The sequence below is a fragment of the Achromobacter sp. FW305-C-13 genome, assembly GCF_058783475.1.
The window spans coordinates 473,967-494,672 of the sequence record NZ_JBYSYN010000003.1; the positions used below are offsets into that span (position 1 = coordinate 473,967).

General features: G+C 66.5%; 17 protein-coding genes. 4 read left to right on the forward strand and 13 right to left on the reverse strand.

What is annotated here, in order from left to right; translation table 11 throughout:
- Positions 1-63: 63 nt before the first annotated feature.
- The 9 genes from AC3WMU_RS21145 to AC3WMU_RS21185 form a co-directional block, all read right to left on the reverse strand.
- A complete protein-coding gene (locus AC3WMU_RS21145) occupies positions 64-1,065 on the reverse strand; it encodes a Bug family tripartite tricarboxylate transporter substrate binding protein (protein WP_006223719.1) in 1,002 nt (333 codons plus the stop codon).
- A 44-nt stretch (positions 1,066-1,109) separates the two neighbouring features.
- Entirely contained in the window at positions 1,110-2,036 is a 927-nt protein-coding gene (locus AC3WMU_RS21150) for an allantoinase PuuE (protein ID WP_492282945.1), read from the reverse strand.
- 24 nt (positions 2,037-2,060) lie between these two features.
- Positions 2,061-2,558, reverse strand: a complete 498-nt coding sequence (locus AC3WMU_RS21155; RefSeq protein ID WP_492282946.1) for an ureidoglycolate lyase — start codon at positions 2,556-2,558, stop codon at positions 2,061-2,063.
- Between the two features lies 1 nt (position 2,559).
- On the reverse strand, positions 2,560-3,198 hold the full coding sequence (locus AC3WMU_RS21160) for a GntR family transcriptional regulator (protein WP_088587913.1): 639 nt from the start codon (positions 3,196-3,198) through the stop codon (positions 2,560-2,562).
- 561 nt (positions 3,199-3,759) lie between these two features.
- Positions 3,760-5,322 carry an ABC transporter substrate-binding protein gene (locus tag AC3WMU_RS21165; protein ID WP_492282947.1) on the reverse strand — a complete coding sequence of 521 codons (1,563 nt, stop codon included), beginning with the start codon at positions 5,320-5,322 and terminating at the stop codon, positions 3,760-3,762.
- Positions 5,323-5,357: 35 nt separating this feature from the next.
- On the reverse strand, positions 5,358-6,494 hold the full coding sequence (locus AC3WMU_RS21170; protein ID WP_006223724.1) for a C45 family autoproteolytic acyltransferase/hydrolase: 1,137 nt from the start codon (positions 6,492-6,494) through the stop codon (positions 5,358-5,360).
- A gap of 107 nt (positions 6,495-6,601) precedes the next feature.
- On the reverse strand, positions 6,602-7,372 hold the full coding sequence (locus AC3WMU_RS21175; protein WP_454676287.1) for a polysaccharide deacetylase family protein: 771 nt from the start codon (positions 7,370-7,372) through the stop codon (positions 6,602-6,604).
- Complete coding sequence (locus tag AC3WMU_RS21180) at positions 7,369-8,253, reverse strand: polysaccharide deacetylase family protein (RefSeq protein ID WP_492282948.1); 885 nt, start codon at positions 8,251-8,253, stop codon at positions 7,369-7,371. The genes AC3WMU_RS21175 and AC3WMU_RS21180 overlap by 4 nt, the downstream gene beginning before the upstream one ends.
- Complete coding sequence (locus AC3WMU_RS21185; protein ID WP_315132564.1) at positions 8,253-9,275, reverse strand: Bug family tripartite tricarboxylate transporter substrate binding protein; 1,023 nt, start codon at positions 9,273-9,275, stop codon at positions 8,253-8,255. The genes AC3WMU_RS21180 and AC3WMU_RS21185 overlap by 1 nt, the downstream gene beginning before the upstream one ends.
- Positions 9,276-9,506: 231 nt before the next feature.
- Between AC3WMU_RS21185 and AC3WMU_RS21190 the strand changes: the two genes are divergently transcribed.
- Positions 9,507-10,277 (forward strand): IclR family transcriptional regulator, encoded by a 771-nt coding sequence (locus tag AC3WMU_RS21190; RefSeq protein ID WP_088587917.1) that lies wholly within the window; start codon positions 9,507-9,509, stop codon positions 10,275-10,277.
- 40 nt (positions 10,278-10,317) lie between these two features.
- Here AC3WMU_RS21190 and AC3WMU_RS21195 read toward each other — a convergent pair whose 3' ends face one another.
- From AC3WMU_RS21195 to AC3WMU_RS21205, 3 genes are read right to left on the reverse strand one after another with little or no spacing between them, the layout of a single operon-like run.
- Positions 10,318-11,790 (reverse strand): efflux transporter outer membrane subunit, encoded by a 1,473-nt coding sequence (locus AC3WMU_RS21195; RefSeq protein ID WP_315132560.1) that lies wholly within the window; start codon positions 11,788-11,790, stop codon positions 10,318-10,320.
- A gap of 14 nt (positions 11,791-11,804) precedes the next feature.
- Positions 11,805-14,957, reverse strand: a complete 3,153-nt coding sequence (locus AC3WMU_RS21200; RefSeq protein WP_492282949.1) for an efflux RND transporter permease subunit — start codon at positions 14,955-14,957, stop codon at positions 11,805-11,807.
- Positions 14,954-16,021 carry an efflux RND transporter periplasmic adaptor subunit gene (locus AC3WMU_RS21205; protein WP_492283046.1) on the reverse strand — a complete coding sequence of 356 codons (1,068 nt, stop codon included), beginning with the start codon at positions 16,019-16,021 and terminating at the stop codon, positions 14,954-14,956. The genes AC3WMU_RS21200 and AC3WMU_RS21205 overlap by 4 nt, the downstream gene beginning before the upstream one ends.
- Positions 16,022-16,271: 250 nt before the next feature.
- Here AC3WMU_RS21205 and AC3WMU_RS21210 point away from each other — a divergent pair, with 250 nt between their 5' ends.
- Positions 16,272-16,901 (forward strand): TetR/AcrR family transcriptional regulator, encoded by a 630-nt coding sequence (locus AC3WMU_RS21210; RefSeq protein WP_315132556.1) that lies wholly within the window; start codon positions 16,272-16,274, stop codon positions 16,899-16,901.
- A 36-nt stretch (positions 16,902-16,937) separates the two neighbouring features.
- Here AC3WMU_RS21210 and AC3WMU_RS21215 read toward each other — a convergent pair whose 3' ends face one another.
- Complete coding sequence (locus AC3WMU_RS21215) at positions 16,938-17,315, reverse strand: VOC family protein (protein WP_006223733.1); 378 nt, start codon at positions 17,313-17,315, stop codon at positions 16,938-16,940.
- A 124-nt stretch (positions 17,316-17,439) separates the two neighbouring features.
- Here AC3WMU_RS21215 and AC3WMU_RS21220 point away from each other — a divergent pair, with 124 nt between their 5' ends.
- Together AC3WMU_RS21220 and AC3WMU_RS21225 are read left to right on the forward strand one after the other, a co-directional pair.
- Entirely contained in the window at positions 17,440-19,413 is a 1,974-nt protein-coding gene (locus tag AC3WMU_RS21220; protein ID WP_492282950.1) for a BCCT family transporter, read from the forward strand.
- A 160-nt stretch (positions 19,414-19,573) separates the two neighbouring features.
- Complete coding sequence (locus AC3WMU_RS21225; RefSeq protein WP_492282951.1) at positions 19,574-20,704, forward strand: efflux RND transporter periplasmic adaptor subunit; 1,131 nt, start codon at positions 19,574-19,576, stop codon at positions 20,702-20,704.
- Positions 20,705-20,706 lie beyond the last annotated feature (2 nt).

The following is a 20,706-nucleotide window of genomic DNA, read 5'->3' on the forward strand; positions in this document are numbered from 1 at the left end:
AATCGTTCTCAATACAGCAATTGCCCCTCGTGCCCTACCCGAGTCCCTGGCCCGCCAGGAGCGTTAATCGAGCTTGACGCCCGCCTGCTTGATGACGGCAGCCCAATCCTGGACTTCCTTGCCCAGGAAGGCGCCCAGTTCCGCAGGCGTGGAGGGCGCCAGGATCAGGCCTTCGTCGGCGTAGCGCTTGCGCAGGTCCGGGTTGGTCAGCACTTGCTGCAGCGCGGGTTGCAAGCGCTCAATGACGGCTGCCGGCACGCCGGCGGGCGCCATCAGGCTGTACCAGGTGGTCGCTTCCAATCCGTTCACGCCCTGCGACCCCGCTGTCGAGACGTCAGGCAGCGCGGGCGACTTCTCGGTTCCCGTCACCGCCGCGGCGGCGACCCGGCCGGCCTTGTACTGGGGCAGCATTTCCACGACCTGGGTGACGCCCATGCTCAGTTCACCCGAAGCCACGGCCAGCAGCACCGGCGAACTTCCCTTGTAGGGCACGTGCACCAGCTTGCCGCCCGTGGCCAGATTCAGGACTTCGCCCGTCAAATGGGTGATGCTGCCGGCGCCCGAAGAGCCGAACGTCAGCTTGCCGGGCTCTTTCGCGGCCAGGGCAATGAGTTCGGGCAGATTCTTCGCGGGCAGGGCCGGGTTGATGGCGAAGACCAGCGGGCTCTTGCCGACGAGGGTGATCGGCTGGAAGTCCTTGACCGGGTCATAGTTCAGGTTCGGGTACAGGCTGGGCGCGATCGCCAGCGTCGATACGTTGCCCAGCAGCAGCGTGTAGCCGTCCGGCTCGGCCCTGGCCACCGCGTTGGTCCCGATAGTGCCGCCCGCGCCTGCCCGGTTCTCGACGATGACCTGCTTGCCGAGCGTGTCGTTCAGTTGTTGCGACAGGGCGCGCGCCAGCGTGTCAGCCGCGCCGCCGGGCGGGAAGGGCACGACGATGCGGATGGGCTTGTTCGGATAGGGTTGCGGTTGCGCTTGCGCGGCCGTCCCCAGGCCCAGCGCCAGCAACGCGGCCAGCGCCGTGGTCATCGCGCTGCGGCGATTGAATTTCCTGTACTTCGACATACTGCTCTCCTGAAAGAGAAAACGTGGTCATTGCAGAAAACGAATCAGCGCAGCGCGTCCTGGGCGTACGGATGGCAGGCGTGCCAGTGGCGGGCGATATCCTCGCGGCGGCACACCCACACATCGCGATGGGCGGCCACGTGGTCCAGGAATCGCGCCAACCCTGCCGCGCGGCCGGGCTGGCCGACCAGGCGCAGGTGCAGCCCCACGGACATCATCTTGGGGGCCGCCGACCCTTCCTCGTAAAGCACGTCGAAGGCGTCGCGCAGGTACTCGAACAAGTCCTGTCCCGTGGCCATGCCGCCTCGGATGAACTTGGCGTCGTTGTTGGCCAGACCGTACGGCACAAGCAGATGCGGCTTGTCGCCGACTTGCGTCCAGTAGGGCAGTTCGTCGTTGTAGGTGTCGGAGTCATACAGAAACCCGCCTTCCTCCACGAGCAGCGCGCGGGTGTTCAGGCTGGGGCCGTAGCGGCAATACCAGCCCAGCGGTCGGGAGCCCACCGAGCGGGTAATGGATTGCACCGTGCGTCGGATGCGCTCGCGCTCTTCTTCCAGTGTCAGAGTCTGGTGCCGTTCCCAGCGCCAGCCGTGCGCACAGACGTCATATCCTGCGGCCTTGATCGCCTCGCAGACCTCGGGATTGCGTTCCAGCGCCAGGCCGCAACCCAGCACGGTCGCCGTCATGCCGCGCGATCGCAGCATCCGATGCACTCGCCAAAAGCCGATGCGGCTGCCGTACTCGAACATCGACTCGGCGGCGAGATCACGGCCGGTGAAGCCGCCCGCGCCGCCCTCGGTCAACCCGGTCTCGGATTCCGGGTCGCCGTCCGGCACTGAAGGCTCGCCGCCTTCCTCATAGTTGATGCACAGGTTCAGCGCCAGACGCGCGCCGCCGGGCCATTGGGGATCGGGAGGATTTGCGCCATAGCCGATGAAATCGCGGCGCAAGTGGGGAGGATCGAAGTTCATGACGGACAAGCCACCTGAGAGGAATCAACCGGGAAGGGAAACGACGGCATGCGGGGCCGGCGCCTGCCAGAATTCATCGTCGTCATCGCGGCCGGTCTGGCCCATCAAGACAAGGAATTCCGCCGGCCCGCCCTGCACGGTCAGGCCGTGATGCCAGGTGCCGACGCGATAGCACACGCCTTGGCTGCCGGAAGCCAGAAAGGCCTCCAGCCGCGCCATCTCCGGCAAGCCGTCGGCCCCGGTTGGCGCGACCACGACGAGGTAAGGCGTCGCCGTCAAGGGAACGAAGGTCTGGGCCGCATGCGGATGCCGCTCCATCAGTTCGATCACGATCGGGCCGGCCGGCCGCGCATTCACGCGGCTGACCCAGCAGGCCTGCCGCGTGACCTGCGGCCCGTGCCGCATCGGCTCCGTCAGGAAGTGGCGGCGTTCCGCACCCTGATGCGCAACCACCTCGCCATAAGGCGCGAACGCGTCGGCGGTAAGCGGCCGCGCGTGCACGATGGAGGGGGAATGCGTCACGTCACGCGCCATGGGTCAGGTATCCCAGCGAGTTGACGTAGCTGCGGCGCACGCTCTCCAAATGGGCGGCCATCGCCTGGCGCGCGCGCGCCGAATCGCCGGACAACAACCCCTGCACGATTGCCAGGTGTTCTTCCCGGGCTTGCACCTGCCGCTGCGGCAAGCGTTCAACGTCGCACATCCGCACCTGCCGGCGGGTCGCGGTGATCATCGACGCCAGGTTCCGGTTGCCGCAATAGGCGGCCACCAGATCATGCAGGGCGTTGTCGACCTCCCAATCCGACTTTTCGTCAGGCGTCTGGGCATTCAGCAAGGCCTGGAGACGCGTGCGCAGTCCTTCCAGCGGCTCGGCCGGAATACGCCCCGTCGCCATCGCCGCCGCCTCGCTTTCCAAGAGGCTACGGATCTGCAGCAGTTCCAGCAGATCCGTCACGCCGAACGACCGCACCACGATCGACCCGTTGGACAGGCGCTCCAGCATGCCTTCGCCCAGCAACCGATTCATCGCGGCGCGCAACGGCGTGCGCGACACATCCAGCTCATCCGCCAGGCGGCGCTCTTCCAGCACCTCACCAGCCGGAATCCGGCGCGAAACGATTTGGTCCAGCAGTGTTTGATAGGTGCGTTGCGTAGCGTTCATGGCGTGTTGCAGAAATAGAAGCGGCGCCGCCACCAGAAAAACCGGGTCGCGGCCATGCGATGCTGAACGGTACTTCATTGGTATCCCACTGGGATACCAGTAGTATCCCGAATAAGCGAGCCGAACGCGCCTGCGCAGGCGAAGGGCAAAAAATGGGAGACGGAAATGCCCCGATCAGAGACCAGAGTCGAGGAGGGAGGGGGGAAATACGCCCAGAAGGGGGCGCTTTAGCGCAGAGACAGCGCCACGACGCCCACAACCCTGTATGCCGATTGTGGCCGCCCGCGCGGCCGCAATTCGGCGGGCGACGCAAGACTCTCCCCCACCCACGGGTCTAGCAGCGCCTCAAACCAAGACGAAGGTAGCCCGTCGGTGCAGGCGCCCTGATGGCGCGCAACCTCGATGCGCCCGAGGGAATCTGAAGGAAGCGGCCTCAGGCCGCAACGAAGATGACGAAGGGGCAGTCCGGAGCGAAGGCTCCGGACCGCAATCGTGGGCGCGCGCCATCAGGGCGACTGCGCTGATGGGCGGCCCACATCAAAAAAGCCTGCAAGAACAAACCTACTGCGTCACCCGCTCCACTTCCCAAGCACGCGGCTTCTTCACCGCCCAAGGTTGGTACCCCTTGATGCTGCTCCGATAAGCCCCGATATCCAGCCCGTTATAGAGCGGAATGCTCGGCACATCCGCCAGGAACAGCAGATGCAGTTGGTCGAACGCCGCCTGCCGCTTGGCATGGTCCGTATCTACCGACGCCGCTTCCACCAGCTTCGCGGCCTCCGGGTTGTCCCAGACCTTGCGCGGTTGCTTGGCCTTGTCGCCCGTCACCATCTCGTAGTTCAGCGCCGCGTCCAGGCGCGCGGAATACGGGAACGTCATCATCTGGTAGGTGCCTGCGTTGTAGCGGTCAAGCTGCGTTGCCCACTCCACCACCGACAACTGCGCATTGATGCCTACCGACTGCAACATCGCCTGCACGATCACCGCCGAGTTATACGACTGCGGGTAACGCTTGGTCGTCAGGATCGACAGTTCCTGGCCCTTGTAGCCCGCTTCCTTCAACAGCTTCTGCGCTGCGGCCGGATCGTAGTCCCAGCCTTTCTTCTGGACCGCGTCATGGTAGGGCGACACCAGCGGCACGATGGAATTGTTGGGCTGGGCCAGGCCTTCCGTGACGGCTGCGGCCAATTGCTTGTAATCGATGGCGTGGGCCAGGGCCTGGCGCATCTTCGGGCTGGACAGTACCGGGTCCTTGGTCTGCAGCAGCAGCGCCGTCATGCTCATCACTGGCGCGTAAGCCACCTTCACGTTCGGGGTGCCTTGCAGCACCGGCACGTCGTTGTTGGACACGTCTTCGATGATGTCGATGTTGCCGCGCTGCAAGGCGGCCTTGGCCGTGGAGTCGTCCGGCACGATCATGAAGCGCACTTCGTCCACCAACGGACGCTTCGAACCGGTGTAGCCGTCGCGCTTGCCGTCCAGGTTCGAATAGCCCGCGAACTTGGTCAGGCGGATGTACTCGCCGCGCTTCCATTCGGCCAGTTCGAACGGGCCGGTGCCGATGGGCTTGATCCACGCGCCGTCCGCGCCGACGGAATCCTTGGACAGAATGCCGGTGCCGCCGCAATCGGTTCGGGCCAGCGACGCCAGGAACAGGCTGGTGGGTTTCTCCAGGTGGTAGACGACAGTCTGCGGGTCGGGCGCTTCCACGCCGGTGACCTTCACCGTGCCGCGGCCGTCGAACTCGCTGGCGCAACGCCAGCCGGAATTGGCGGCGGTGTAGTGCTGCCAGGTCCACAGCACGTCGGCCGAGGTCATCGGCTTGCCGTTGTGGAACTTGATGCCGTCGCGCAGCTTGAACGTATAGGTCTTGCCGTCCGGGCTGATGTCGACCGACTTGGCCAGCAGCGGGCGCACTTCGGCGTCTTCGCCATAGGCAACCAGGCCTTCCACGATGTGCAGCACGACGGCGTCGCTATTGCTGTCGCGGTTGACGCCGGGTTCGGTCGAGCGGATGTCGGCCGTCAGCGAAATACGCAGCGGCGGCGCCGACTGTGCGGCGGCCGTGCCGGCCAGGGTGGCCAGCGCCAGCGCAACCGCGGCGCGCAAACAATGGTTCTTCATTGATATTTCCTCGGGTTGCGCGGGCGCATTGCCGGTCAGGCGGCGGCCAGCAGTTCGGGTTCTGCGGTCAGGCTGTAGCGGGTGAACGTGCGGTTCAGCGCGGGCAGCGGCGCCACTTCCATCAGGCCGGCGGCGGGTTCCATGACGACCATGGCGACCGTGGCCGACAGGTTGTCGTGGCTGCCCGGGCGCGGCGGGCGGCAAACGGAATAGGGCGAACCGAAGTCGTCGAACAAGGCGTGCTTCAGGTCTTCGCGCGTCAGCTGGGTCTTCTCGTTCAGCAGGCGGCGCACGCGCCAGTCGCGGTAGGCGCTTTCCGGCGTGCTGGCGCGGCCGGTGTCGCGCAGCTTGCCCAACGCCACTTCGCTGACCCAGTGGTTGGCGTGCACGATCAGGTCGTCGGCGCCCGGGTAGATCGGGAAGGCTTCATCGGTGGTGCATTCGTAGTCGACGCCAAAGCCCGCGGCCATGCCGATCATGATGTTGTTCGAGCACGACTTGGGCGTGGTGGCGACGGCCTTGATGGCCAGCGCGAAATGCTGTTGTTCCAGCACCTTGCGGCGGATCAGCGACAGCGGCACGCCCAGTTGGCGGAAGTCGCGGTCGGATTCCAGGTAGTTGGCGGTGATGGACACGCCGGCGCTGTTCAGGCCGCTGCGGGCCAGGCCGCCGGCTTCCACGAAAGTCAGGATGTCCGGACCGTTGTCGTTGCGCACGCGCAGCACGATGGCGGTTTCGGCGCATTCGGCGCGCCAGTCCCAGTTCTGGCCATGGATCAGGTTGCCGTTGGCCGAGCGCGTGGGCAGGATCAGGGCGCCCGTGCAGCCGTCGCCGGGTTCCAGTTCGGCGGCTTTCTTCTTTTCGGCTCGTGCCTTGGCGACGACTTCGGTGCGGGCGTTCACCATCACGATGTCTTCGAACGGCACGTCCGCACCCGCGGCGATGCCGCGCATTTCTTCGAGGTAATGCGGGGCGAAGTCCTCGATTTCACGGGCGAAGTGAGCGATGAGCTGGGTGCGCGCCATGGCGTCGTAGCCCAGGTCGACCAGCGTCTGGCCGTACATGGCCGCGCTTTTGCGCACGCGGTCGGCGGCTTGCTGGCCATAGGAGCGGCCACGGGCTTCGGGCGTGCCGGAAACCGATACGAAGGGGAATTGGGTGATCTGGGTCATGGACGGTAAGCGGCGACGCGCGCCGTGTAGTCGGAGGGAAATCGATATTGCAAAAATGTTAGCTTATTTTGGCGCCAATATTGCTCAGGGTTTACCCAATGACGGCCCTAGCCTGCCGGTAACGCACGCGCCGCCAGGTCGCCGCCAGTCGTGAACTCGGCCCCGGCCGCCCGGAAGCGTTCCAGCAATTGCTCCACTTTCTGCAGCCGTGCCGCCCGGCCCACGCCGTTGTCGGCGCGCGGATGCAGGGTCAGGCAGGCGTAGCCGTCGGCGGCCAGCAACGCGTCGCCCTGTTCCACCCAGTGCGCATAGGCGCGGTCCTGGGTGACGCGGCGGCTGAAATGGGTGGCGTCGCACAGGCCTTCGCTCCAGGGCAGTTCGACCATGCCTGCGCCGCCGTCGGCGTCCAGCGCATAGGGCGCGTCGTCATCGATCGCGCTGCTGTCATAGCGGTAGCCCAATTGCCGCAGGAGCGGCACGGTCCGCGCTGAAAATGCGCTGCTGGTGTAGCGGAAGCCTTGCGGCGCGATGCCCGTCAACTGGGTAAGGCGGTCGCGGGCGCGTTCCAGCACCTCGGCTTCGCGGTCGCCGAGGGTGCTCAGGTCTTCAAAGGCGTTGCCCTGGGAGGCCGCCTCGTGGCCGTCGCGCAGGCTCTGTTCGAGCAGGTCGCGGCAGCGTTCGGCTTCGAAGATCGGCCAGAACAGCGTGGCGCGGATGCCTTGGCGGCGCAGCATGTCCAGCACGCGGGCCAGGCCGCCGCCATAGGTGTAGCGGCCATGCGCGTCACGGCCGTGCAGCGCGGTTTCGGGCTGGGTCGCGGCTTCGGGACCGATGCCTTGCACGTTCAGGGTGACCAGCACGGTCTTGGGGGCGGTCATGCGCGTCTCCAGTTGTCGGGGAGGGCAAGGCAGTGGCGGGCCAGTGCTTCCAGCGTCATGACGTGCACGTCCGGTTGCGCGGCGACGTGGCCCAGGAAGCGGTCCAGGGCCGCCGCGCGGGCGGGCGTGCCGGAACCGCCGGCCGCCTTGGGGTGCACGGTCAGGTGCACATAGCCTTCCGCCTGGCGCAGCGCCTCGAACTCCTGGACCCAGTTGTCGCAGGCTTCGGCGGCCAGACTGTGGCCCGAGAAGTAGAAGGGGTAGTCGTCCAGCGACACGGTGTTGTTGGGCAGCATGATGAAGCCGTCGTCGCCATCGGCCAGGTAGGGCCGGTCCTGGTCCTTTTCGCTGGCGTCGTAGCAATAGCCCAACTCGCGAAGCGCGGGCAGGGTGCGATGGCTTTTGCGCCCCGACGGCGAACACCAGCCCACCGGCGTCACGCCCAGCTCCCGCTGGATGATCCGGTGGGTCTTGGCCAGCAGCGCGGGTTCTTCGTCGCCCAGGTCCCAGGCTTCGTGCAGATAGCCGTGCGCGGCAATTTCGTGGCCGGCGGCCAGGATGGCGTGGAAGGTGGCGGGGTAGTGTTCGACGTCGTATCCGCACGCGAAGAAGGTGGCGGGCATGCGGTGCCGCGCCAGGATCTCCAGGTGCCGGGGCACGCCGCGCCGGATCGCGTAGCGGCCCGCGGTGTACGGGCCTGCCGGAAACTGCTTGCGGCCGACTTCGACGGCGGGGCCGTCCACGTGCACGGTGACGCAGACCACGGCGCGCACCGGCGGGGCGTTCGCGGCGCGCAAGCCTTGGGTGCGCAGTTCGTGGTCCAGCGGCAGCCAGGGGTTGTCGTCGGCGCGGATGGCGGCGCCGTAAGGAATTCGTTGCATCAGGTGGCCTTGATGTCGGCGTTTTTAATCAGAGTGCGCCACTTCTCGCTTTCGCTGGCAACGAAGCGGCCCAGTTCTTCGGGCGTGCCGCCATGCAGCTCCAACCCGTTTTGCGTCAGTTGCGCCAGCGCCGGCTGCTTGAGCGCGCTTTGCACTGCGCCGTTCAGCGTCTTGACGATGGCGGCGGGGGTGCCGGCCGGCACGAAGATACCGTTCCAGCCGATGGCCTGATAGCCGGGGAAGCCGGATTCGGCCACGGTGGGCACATCGGGCAGCGCCTGCGCGCGTTGCGCAGACGTCACCGCCAGCGGGCGCGACTTGCCGCCGTGGATGAATTGCTGCTGATTGATCACGACGTCCATCAGGATGGGGAACTGCCCGCCCAGGAAGTCGTTGACCGCCGCTGCGGCGCCCTTGTACGGCACGCCAGGCAGGTCCAGTCCGGCCGTGGCCTTCAGCAGCTCCATGGCCAGATGGGCCGAACTGCCGTTTTGCGTGATGCCGTAGAAATACTTACCCGGATTCGCCTTGATCAGGGCGACCAGCTCTTGCAGCGTGCGCGCCGGAAACGACGGGTGCACGACCAGCACGTTGTTGTAGTAGCAGACCATCGACACGGGCTCGAAGTCCTTGACCGGGTCGTAGCCGATGTTCTCGTACAGGCTCTGGTTCACGGTGTGCGTGCCGGTGGAGCCCAGGGCGATCGTGTAGCCGTCGGGCGCCGAGCGCGCCGCCTGCTGGGTGCCGATGTTGCCTGCCGCCCCGCCTTTGTTGATGACGACTACGCTTTGCTTGAGCGCTTCGCCGATGCCCTGCGCCAGCGGCCGGGCCACCAGGTCGGTGCCGCCGCCGGCGGGAAACGGCACGATGAACTGGATCGCGCGCCCCGCCGGATAGTCTGCCGCCCAGGCTTGCCCGGGGCGGACGATCGCCGCACCGGCCAGCGCGGCGGCGGATGCCGTCAGGAATTGCCGGCGGCTCATGCCGCCTTGCGGTACGTCATTGCTGCATGACTGCTTCATGATTTTCCCCTTGGGTCCTGCTTCTAGTTAAATATCATTATTCGATAAAAATTCATTCTTACCAATTAGTATTTATCTATAAATGATAAAAACTAGAAAGACGATAGGCCGGGTTTGGTCGCAATCGAGGTGCCGATAGCCTGTCTTCATGACGTCATGCCCAGCAGCCGGACGCTGTGATACGCTGCGCCGGTCCCGCGTCGTCCCTTGCCCCCAGTTCCCACGTCCCCCATGTCCACCCTGAAGCGAGCCCTGGCGATTCTTGACCTCTTCAGCCTAGACACTCCGGTGCTCACGGCCGAGGACATCATTTCCCGCCTGGCGTATTCGGCGCCCACGGGCTACCGCTACATCCGCGATCTGTCCGACCTGGGTTATTTGCTGCGCATGACGGGCGGCGGCTACAAGCTGGGGCCGCGCATCATCGAACTGGACCACCTGATCATCGATGGCGATCCGGTGCTGGCCGTGGCGCGGCCGATCATGCGCGAGGTGGTCGATCAAGTCGGCGGCGACGTGCTGCTTAGCGTGATCCACGGCTTGCGCATCCTGAACATCCATCACGAACGCGGCCCCGACGAATTGGGCATTGCCCATGGCCGCGGCCGCGCGCATCCCTTGTTCCGCGGCGCCACGGCCAAGACCATCGTGGCGTTCCTGCCGCGCAAGGACCAGCGCAAGCTGTACGAGGCGCACACGGACGAAGTCCGCGCACTGGGCCTGGGCGATACCTTGGGTGAATTCACGGCGCGGCTGGACACGATCCGCGTGCAGGGGGCTTACCTGGGCGTGGGGGAAATTTCACCCGAGCGGGCGGGCATCGCAGTGCCGGTGTTCCAGGAAGACCGCCGCATCTTCGGCGCGCTGACCGTCACCTTCCTGGCGACGCGGCTGAACACGATCGCGCAGGACAAGACGACGGCGCTGCTGCAATCCGCGGCCCGCCGCATCGAGTCGCTGGCGTTGGCGGCGCGCATGAAAGAACAGGCCCCTGCGCCGTAAGCGCCGAGGCCTGTTTCAATCCCGCCAGGATCAGGTCGCCTCAGGGCTGCCGGGCAGCGGTTTCCGGAGCCCGCGCGGGCGAACCCATGGCCTGGAACAGCGCCGCGGTTTCGGTCAAGCGGGCGTTCGCGTATTCCAGTTCGCGCAGCCGCGCCGCCACGTAATGCTGTTGCGCCGCGTATTCCGTATAAGGCGCCAGCGCGCCCAGCCGCACGCGGCTGGCCGTGTTGCGGTAGGACTGCTCGGCTGCCCGGCGCGACGCTTCCGCCGAAGCCAGCGCCTGCCCGTCGGCATCCAGGCGCGACAAGGTATCGGCCACGTCCTGGAACGCGGTCAGCACGGTCTGCTTGTACTGCAGCACGGCCGCCTGGTAGCGCTCCTGGGCGGCGCGCCGTTCGGCCAGCAGCGCGCCGCCGTGGAAGATGGGCTGCGTCAGCGACGCGCCGATTGCCCAGATCGACCCGGCGCCCGACAGCGCGGTCGGCCAGCTGAAGCCGCCTTTGCCCATGGACGCGGACAGCGACAGGCTGGGGAACAGCTGCGCCGTGGCGACGCCCACATCGGCCGCGGCGGCCTGCACCACCGCGTCGGCCACCAGCACATCCGGGCGCGACGCCAGCAGTTCAGACGGCACCACCACCGGCACCTGCGCGGGCACCGCCAGCGTGCTGAACGCCAGATCGTCCGGGGCCTGGTCGGGGCTGCGGCCCAGCAGCACGGCCAAGGCGTGGCGCGTGGCATGCCACTGCGCCCGCAGTCCGGGCAGCGACGCTTCCAGCGTGGCAGCGTCCTGGTCGGCGTCCAGCGCATCGTTCTGCGAAGCGGATCCCAATTCGTAGCGGCGCTGCGTATCGCGGGCCACCTGGCGCAGCAGCACCACCTGCTTTTCCGTCAGCGCCACGCGCTCGGCCAGCGACGCGGACGTGATGGCGCCAGTGACGATATTGCCCGCCAGCGAGCGCCGTGCGGACTCCAGCTGGAACGCCTGTTGCTCCACTTGCGCCGCCAGCGACGCGTTGGCGAAGCGCGCGGCGCCGAACAGGTCCAGATCGTAGGTAGCCTGGATCTGTCCGGTGAAGACGTTGTAGAGCGCCGTGGGCTCGGCCAGATTCGGCATGGTCAGCGCGCGGTTGCGTTTGGCGTTCCCGCCTGCGTCCACGGACGGCAGCAGCGACGAATTGACCTGCGCGCGCAGTTGCTCGCGTGCGCCGGCCAGATTGCGTTCCGCAGCGGCCAGGTTGGGGCTGTTGGCCAGGCCTTCTTGCACTAGCGCATCCAGCGCGCTGGAACCGTAGCGCTTCCACCATTCGGGCACGGGACGCGCGCCCTGCTCGAAACGTTGCGCCACGCCCTGGGCGGGGGCGCCGGCAGGCGGCACGGCTTGCACGCCGTACTGCGCGGGCGACGCCACCGCGGGCGGCTTGCTGTCCGGGGCGAAGGCGCAGGCGCCCAGCGCCGCGATCAGCGGCAGCGCGAGCGGCAACTTGGCCAGCCGGAGGGAAAGGGTCTTCATCGTCAGATTCCTCGTTACAGCGTATCGGCGGCGTTGGCGCCGGGCGGTACGCCTTCCGGTTCGTCGCGTTCGTCGTGGCGCACGCGGAACCAGGCCGCATACAGCGCGGGCAGGAAGAACAGCGTCAGCACCGTGGCGCTGGTGATGCCACCCATCAACGCCGTCGCCATGGGGCCGAAGAAGTTGCTGCGCAACAGCGGGATCAAGGCCAGCACGGCCGCCGCAGCCGTCAGCACGATGGGGCGGAAACGCCGCGCCGTGGCGCCGACGATCGCGTCCACCCGTTTGTGGCCGTTCAGGATGTCCTGCTCGATCTGGTCCACCAGGATCACCGAGTTGCGCATGATGATGCCGAACATCGCGATCACGCCCAGCATGGCGACAAAGCCGAAGGGTTTGCCGAACAGCAGCAGCGCTGCGACCACGCCGATCAGGCCCAGCGGCGCCGTCAGCACCACCATCAGCACCCGCGCAAAGCTCTGCAGCTGCACCATCAGAAGCGTCAGCACGGCCACCGCCATCAGCGGCATCTGCGCGTTGATGGAGGACTGGCCCTTGGCGCTTTCCTCGACCGGGCCGCCCACTTCGATGCGGTAGCCGACCGGCAGTTCGGCTCGGATGGCGTCCAGCTTCTTGTCGATGGCGTGCGTGACGTCGATGCCCTGCGATCCGCTGGTCACGTCCGCTTGCACCGTGATGGTGGGCTGGCGGTCGCGTTCCCAGATGACGCCGTACTCAAGGTCGTAGCGTACGTGCCCAAGGCTGCCCAGCGGCACCGGGCCGTTGGGCGTGGGCATCGCCAGCGTGGCCAGGCGGCCGGGGTCCACGCGTTCGTCGCGCGGCGCACGCAGGCTGACGGTGATCAGCTTGTCGCGCTCGCGGTATTGCGTCACGTTGTAGCCCGACAGCGTCATGGCAAGGAAGTCGGAAATGTCGCTTGAGCTGATGCCCAGCTCGCGCGCCTTCTGCTGGTCGATCTCGAAGCGCACCGAGCGTTCGGAGGGTTCGTCCCAGTCGAACTGCACATTCACCGAGCGGTTGTCGGCGCGGACTTCGGTGGCGACTTTTTCGGCCACGGCCCGCACGTCGGAGATCTTGTCGCCGCTGACGCGGAACTGCACCTGATAGCCCACGGGGGGGCCGTTCTCCAGGCGCGACAGGCGGGTGCGGATGGCGGGGAATTCCTCGCGCAGCATCGGCGCCAGCCATTGCGCCAGCTTTTCGCGATCTTCCACCGAATGCGCGGTGATGACCAGCTGGGCGAAGTTGGGCGTGGCCAGTTGCTGGTCCAGCGGCAGGTAGAAGCGCGGCGCGCCGGTACCCACGAAGCTGACCGAATGGTCGATCTCGGGCCGGCCGTCCAAGGCCTTTTCCAAGCGCTCCACCTGACGCAGCGTGGCGGCGAACGACGCGCCTTCCTGCAAGCGCACGTCCACCAGCAATTCGGTGCGGTCCGAGCTTGGGAAGAACTGCTGCGGCACCAGATTGAACCCTGCCATCGACACGACGAAGATCAGCACGGTGCCGGCCAGCACCCAATAGCGGCGGTCCACGCACCACGCCACCCAGCCGCGCAGGCGCTGGTAGAAGCGGGTGTTGTAGATGTCGTGTTCGTGATCATGCGGCAGATGCGCTTCGCGCTTGCGCTCGGGCAGCAGCCGGTAACCCAGCAGCGGGATCAGCACCACCGCGGCGAACCAGGACGTGATCAGCGCAATGGCCGACACCTGGAAGATCGAACGCGTGTACTCGCCGGTGCTGGACTTGGCCAGCGCAATGGGCAAAAAGCCCGCTACGGTGACAAGCGTGCCGGTCAGCATGGGGAAGGCGGTGCTGGTGTAGGCGTAGGCCGCCGCGCGGGCGCGGCTCCAGCCTTGCTCCAGTTTCACCGACATCATTTCCACGGCGATGATGGCGTCGTCCACCAGCAGGCCCAGCGCCAGCACCAGCGTGCCCAGCGACACCTTGTGCAAGCCGATACCGAACACGTCCATGAACAGGGCCGTGACCGCCAGCACCACCGGAATCGAGATCACCACCACCATGCCCGTGCGCAGCCCCAGCGACACCAGGCTCACGATCAGCACGATGGCGACGGCTTCGGCCACGGAACGCAGGAAATCGTCGACGGAGTGCGAGACCGCCTGCGGCATGCTGGACACTTCGGTCAAGGTCAGGCCGGCGGGCAACTGGGCCTTCAGTTTCTCGAAGGTCGTGCCCAGCGATTTGCCCAGGCGCACCACGTCCTGCCCGGGCTGCATGGTGATGCCGATGCCCAGCACCGGGGCGCCGCCAGCACGCATCTGTTCGACGGGCGGGTCGTCGTAGCCGCGATGGATCGTGGCGATGTCGCCCAGCCGGATGGATTTTCCGTTCACCCGGATCAGCGTGTCCGCCAGCGCGCGGCTGTTCTCGAACTGGCCGGTGGGACGCACGAAGATGCGGTCGTCGGCGGTCGTCAAGGTGCCGGCGCTGGCCACCGCGTTCTGCGTATTGATCGCCTGGGCGATCTGCTGCGGCGAGACGCCCAGCCGGGTCAGCTGCGTGTTGGAGATTTCGATGTAGACGTGCTCGGCCTGGTCGGCAAAGTAGTCCACCTTGGCCACCCCGGGCACGCGTAGCAGCACCGTGCGCAGCTTGTCCGCATAGTCATGCAGTTGCGCCGGCGAGAAGCCGTCGCCGTGCAGGGTGTAGATATTGGTGTAGACGTCGCCGAACTCGTCGTTGAAGAACGGGCCCTGCACGCCCTGGGGCAGCGTGGCCTGGATGTCGCCGACTTTCTTGCGGATCTGGTACCACTGGTCGGCCACGGTGCTGGCGGGCGCCGAGTCCTTCATGGTGTAGAAGATCAGCGATTCGCCGGGGCGAGAGTAGCTGCGCAGGAAGTCCGTGTTGGGGGTCTCCTGGAGCTTCTTGCCGATGCGGTCGGTGACCTGTTCCTGCACCTGCTGCGCGGTCGCGCCCGGCCACAGGGTCTTGATGACCATCACGCGGAACGTGAAGGGCGGATCTTCCGACTGCGCCAGCTTGGAATACGACAGCACGCCGAACAGCGTCACCAGCGTAATGATGAAGATCACCAGCGGCTGGTGGCGCAACGCCCAGGCCGACAGGTTGAACTTGCCTTCTTCGTGGCTGTGGCCAGGCTCCCGATCCGGCGCGCTCATGACGCGAAGTCCTCAGGATGCAGCGGCGGCACGGCGCGCACTTTTTCGCCAGCGGATACCGTGTGCACGCCTTGCCAGACCAGGCGTTCGCCGGCCTTTACGCCGCCTGCCAGCGTGACGGTGCGGGCGTCGTAACGCAGCACCTGCACGCGGCGCAGCTCCAGCGTGTCTTCCTGCGGCTTGACGACCCAGACGGCGGGCTCCTTGCCGTCATGGAACAGCGCGGTGGCCGGCACCGTGTAGGTGGTCTGGCTGTCCGAACCGCGGTTGTCGAAACTGATGTTGGCGGTCATGCCCAGCCGGACGTCCGGCGAGGGCGATTCCAGCGTGAGCTTGACTCGGTAGGTGCGGCTTTGCGGATCGGCGGCCGGCGCAATTTCGCGCAAGACGGCAGCAAAGGTCTTGCCGGGCAGCGGGCCCAGCGTGACGTTGGCGCGTTGGCCTACGGCAAGCCCCGCCAGCACGCTTTCGGGCACGTCGCAGATCGCGTCGATGTCGCCGGACCACGCCAATTGGTAGACCGGCGTCCCCGCCGCCACGTTCTGGCCGGTGTCGGCCTGTTCGGCGGTGATGACGCCCGCGTGGTCGGCCTGCAGGGTGGTGTATTTCAGCTGGTCGGCCGACAGCGCCGCCTGCTGCGCGGCCTGGTCGCGCTGCGCCAGCGCCGAAGCGTAGGCGTTGCGGGTCTGCTCAAGTTGGTTCGCGGCGATCAGGTTTTCGCGCGCCTGGGCGCGGTCGCGGTCCAGCTGCTGGCGCGCATAGTCCAGCTGATGCTGGGCGGCCGACAACTGGGCTTTCGCGGCGGCCGCGTTCTTAGTCGCGTCGGCGGGGTCCAGCTTGGCCACGATCTGGCCCGGGGTGACGCTGTCGCCCAGCCTGACCTGGCGTTCGATGATCTTGCCGCCCACGCGGAACGACAACGGCGTGCTGTAGCGCGCCTGCACCTCGCCCGGCAAGGTCCACGCCGGCAGGCGCTCGTCGGCTTTGGCCGGCATGGCGACCACCGGCCGCGGCGCGGGAGCGGGCGCTTCCTTGCGGCCGCAGGCGGACAGGGCCACCGCCATCGCCAAGGCAGCCGGCAAGGCCAGCCGGCGCGTCCAGCGGCGGGGGGAAGAAAGGGGCAGCGCCACAGGGGCGGCAAGGTCGAGCGCGGCGGGGCGCGCGCAAGGGCCAGGACAATTCACGAAACACCTCGCGGCGCGGAAAAGGGCAAAAGAGGGGCGAGTCAGACTCGATACGGCCTGGATTCTAATGCAACTATGTATTCAGATACAACACTGTATTTGAAATGGGCGCCAGTGCTAAACTCGCGCCATGTCAAAAATCCGCCTTACCCGCGAGCAAAGCCGAGACCAGACGCGCCAGCGCCTGTTCGACGCTGCGCAATCGGTTTTCCTCAGCAAGGGTTTCGTGGCCGCCAGCGTCGAGGACATCGCCGAACTGGCGGGGTACACGCGCGGGGCCTTCTATTCCAATTTCGGCAGCAAGTCCGAACTGTTCCTGCAATTGCTCCGGCGCGATCACGAAAAAGTGATGGCCGACATGCGCGCCATCTTCGAGGACGGCGAATCGCGCCCGCAGATGGAGGCGCGCGTGCTGGAGTACTACAGCACGCACCACCGCGAAAACGACTGTTTCCTGCTCTGGATGGAAGGCAAGCTGCAAGCCGCGCGCGACCCGGAATTCCGGGTGGGCTTCACGGACTGCCTGCGCGAACTGCGGGCGGCCACGACCGAATACGTCCGCCAGTTCTCCGCCCACGTGGGCACGCCGCTGCCGCTGCCGGCAGAGCAACTCGCCATCGGCCTGCTGGCCTTATCGGACGGCATGCAGTTCAGCTATGCCTTCGATCCGCAGGGCGTCACGCTGGAAATGACCGAGGCCGTCCTGGCGGGATTCTTCCGCCGAGTGGTCTTCGGCGACCCGCCGCCCGAGGGGCAGTAGGCCCCCCAGCGCGTGCGAAGCATGCGCGCCGTGGGGTCAGACGAGCTCTGATATCTCGATCAGGTTCAGGTCCGGGTCGCGCAGATACACGGACCGGATCTTTCCGGTGGCGCCAGTGCGTGGCACCGGGCCTTCGATGATCGTGGCGCCGGCCTCGTTCAAGCGGGCGATCACCTCGTCCAGGGGCCGGTCGGCGATAAAGCACAGGTCCAGCGCGCCCGGCACCGGCAAGTGTGCCTTCGGCTCGAACTCGTGGCCGCGCACGTGCAGGTTGATTTTCTGGTTGCCAAAGCGCAACGCCTGGCGGCCTTCGCCGAAAGTCTCCAGGCGCATGCCCAAAATCCGGGTGTAGAAATCCACCGTGGCCTCGGGGTCGGTGCAGGTCAAGACCAGATGGTCCAGGTGATCGATCATGCGCTTCTCCTTTATTTCAGATTGTCAGCCGTACTCTGGGCGTGATAGTAATACCTGCGGCGCGCGGCCAGACTGAGGGGGTCGGCGCCGGTTTTTTCAACCCTCGGGCGAAAGGAGCGGCAGCTTGACTTCAGAAACCCGACCATCCTCCACCATCAACAAACCGGTCTTTTTTTCGGCCGCGCTGTTCACCCTGCTACTCGTGGGCTTTGCCATCGCGGCCCCGAAGACCGCGCAGAACCTGTTCGAAGCGATGCAGGGCTGGATCCTCGGCAATGCCAGCTGGTTCTACATCCTGGTCGTGGCCATCATCTTGCTGTCGGTCACGTTCCTGGCGGTCAGCCGTTACGGCGACATCAAGCTGGGCCCCGACCACAGTGAACCGGACTACCGCAATTTCACGTGGTTCGCGATGCTGTTCTCCGCCGGCATGGGCATCGGTCTGATGTTCTTCGGCGTGGCCGAACCCGTCATGCACTTCATGTCGCCGCCGGTCGGCGAGGGCGGCAATGCCGCCGCCGCCCGCGAGGCCATGAAGATCACCTTCTTCCATTGGGGGCTGCATGCGTGGGCGATCTACGCGGTGGTGGCGCTGACGCTGGCGTTCTTCTCTTTCCGGCATGGCCTGCCGCTGACCCTGCGTTCCGCGCTGTACCCGCTGATCGGCAACCGCATCCACGGGCCCATCGGCCACGCGGTCGATATCTTCGCCATCATCGGCACGGTGCTGGGCGTGGCGACCTCGCTGGGCCTGGGCGTGGCGCAGATGAACAGCGGGTTGAACCACCTGTTCGGCATCCCCGTGGGCGTGACCACGCAGATCATCCTCATCATCATCACTTGCGGGCTGGCCACGCTGTCCGTCGCAAGCGGCCTGGACAAGGGCATCCGCATCCTGTCCGAAGCCAATATGGTGCTGGCGGTGATCCTGCTGCTGTTCGTGCTGATCGCCGGCCCCACGGTGTTCCTGTTCCAGACTTTTGTGCAGAACACCGGCGCCTACCTGTCGGACATCGTCAACAAGACCTTCAACCTGTACGCCTACAATCCTTCCGACTGGATCGGCGGCTGGACGCTCTTCTATTGGGGCTGGTGGATCGCGTGGTCGCCGTTCGTGGGGCTGTTCATCGCGCGCATCTCGCGCGGGCGCACCATCCGCGAGTTCGTCTGCGGCGTGTTGCTGGTGCCTGCCGGCTTTACCCTGTTCTGGATGACGGTGTTCGGCGATACCGCCATCCACTTCATCCTGGTCGACGGCGTGAAAGGGTTTGCCGAGACCGTCGAAGCCGACAGTTCCCTGGCGCTGTTCGCGTTCCTTGAACAATTGCCCTGGAGCAACGTGATATCCGTGTTCGCTATCGCGATGGTGGCGGTGTTCTTCGTCACGTCGGCGGACTCGGGGGCGCTGGTGGTGGACCTGCTGGCATCCGGCGGGGCGGACCGCACGCCGGTGTGGCAGCGCATCTTCTGGTCGCTGTCGATGGGGGCTGTCGCCATCGCACTGCTGCTGGCCGACGGACTGACCGCCTTGCAGACGGCCACCATCGCAAGCGCGCTGCCGTTCTCCATCATCCTGCTGCTGTCGTTGTGGGGGCTGTTCAAGGCGCTGCGGCTGGACGCGACCAAGCGCGGCATCCGCTACCAGTCCCTGACCCTGTCGCGGCCGGCGCGCGGCGGCCAGTCCTGGGAACGGCGCCTGCGCAATATGGTCATGATGCCGCGCCGCGCCCACGTGCTGCGCTTCATCAGCGACGTGGTGCGGCCAGCGCTGGAGGATGTGGCCGACGAATTGCGCCGCCAGGGCTATGCGGTGGCCGTGCGCGAAGACGAGAGCGAAGGCGGCGTGACCCTGGAGGTGTCCCATGGCGACCACCTGGACTTCTGGTACGCGGTGCGCCCCGAGGCGTTCGTCCGTCCCAGCCTGACCCCGGAAGAGGCCGCCGACGAGGAAGAGCGCAAGTACTTCCGCGCGGAAGTCCACTTGCGCGAAGGCGGACAGGACTACGACATCATGGGCTGGAGCCGGGACGCCGTCATTGGCGACATCCTGGACCAGTACGAACGCCACCGCCATTACCTGCATATGGTGCGAACCTAGCAGCGGCGGCGCGCGCGCCACGCCATGCCGCCGGGTTTTCCCGGCGGTTTTTTTTCGTCCATAGCCTGCCGCTATCCCGGGCATTGCTTTCGCCACTTTGACGGATTCGCCGGAATCGTGGATTATCCAAGCATATTCTTGGATAAATAGAGAGTGAATCATGAAGGCGAAATCAGGGGCATGGGCGGCGGGCGTCGTTGTGCTGGCGGTGGCAGTGGGGGGCGGGCTGGTCTGGACATTCAGCGGCACGTCGCAAAAGGGCGGTTGGGCGATGCCGCCCGCCAAAGTGGCGGTGGCGCCTGCCGTGCGGGCGGACTTCCCCGTGGCGTTGACCGGCATCGGATCCCTGGAGGCGACGCGCCAGGTCCAGGTGCCGGCTGAGGTGGACGGCCGCGTCACCCAGATCCTGTTCACGGCCGGCCAGCACGTGCAGGCCGGGCAGTTGCTGGTGCAGTTCAACGATGCGCCCGAGCAGGGCGAACTGGCGCGTCTTCAGGCCCAGGCGCGCAATGCGCGGACCTTGCTGGAACGTACGCGCCGTCTGCTGCCGCAACAGGCCGCCACGCGGGAACAGCTGGACCAGGCGCAGGCGGACTACGACCAGGCGGCCGCCGACATCAAGCGGGTGCAGGCGTTGATCGAACAAAAGCGCGTGAAGGCGCCGTTTGACGGCGTGCTGGGCGTGCGCCGCGTCAATCTGGGCCAATTCGCCAAAGCGGGTGATCCGCTGGTCTCGCTGACCGACGCGACCACGCTGTATGCCAACATCACCTTGCCCGAACAGGCGCTGGGCGCGTTGCGCACCGGCCAGTCCGTGACCGTGACGGTCGACGCCCACGCCGGGCGCGAGTTCTCGGGGCAGATCACGACCGTCGAGCCACAAGTCGACCCGGGTTCACGCACCGTGCGCGTGCAGGCCACGCTGCCCAACGCCGATGGTGCGCTGGCGGCCGGCATGTTCGCCCACGGCCGCATCGGCCTGCCTGATCGCCCCGACGTCATCACCGTGCCGGAGACCGCGGTCAGCTATAGCGCCTATGGCGATTCCGTCTACGTCCTGACGCCGCCTGCGGCGGACCAGCAGGGCGCGGCCCCCACCGTGCGCCAAGCCTATGTGAAGACGGCCGAGCGCGTGCGCGGCCGCGTGGTCGTGACAGAAGGGCTGGAAGCGGGCGACCAGGTCGTGACCTCCGGCCAGTTGCGCCTGCATAACGGCGCGGCGGTTGACATCATCGCCGCCGACACCGTGGCGCTGGGCGATGCGCAGCAAGCCGTGGCGCAAGCCCGGTAACG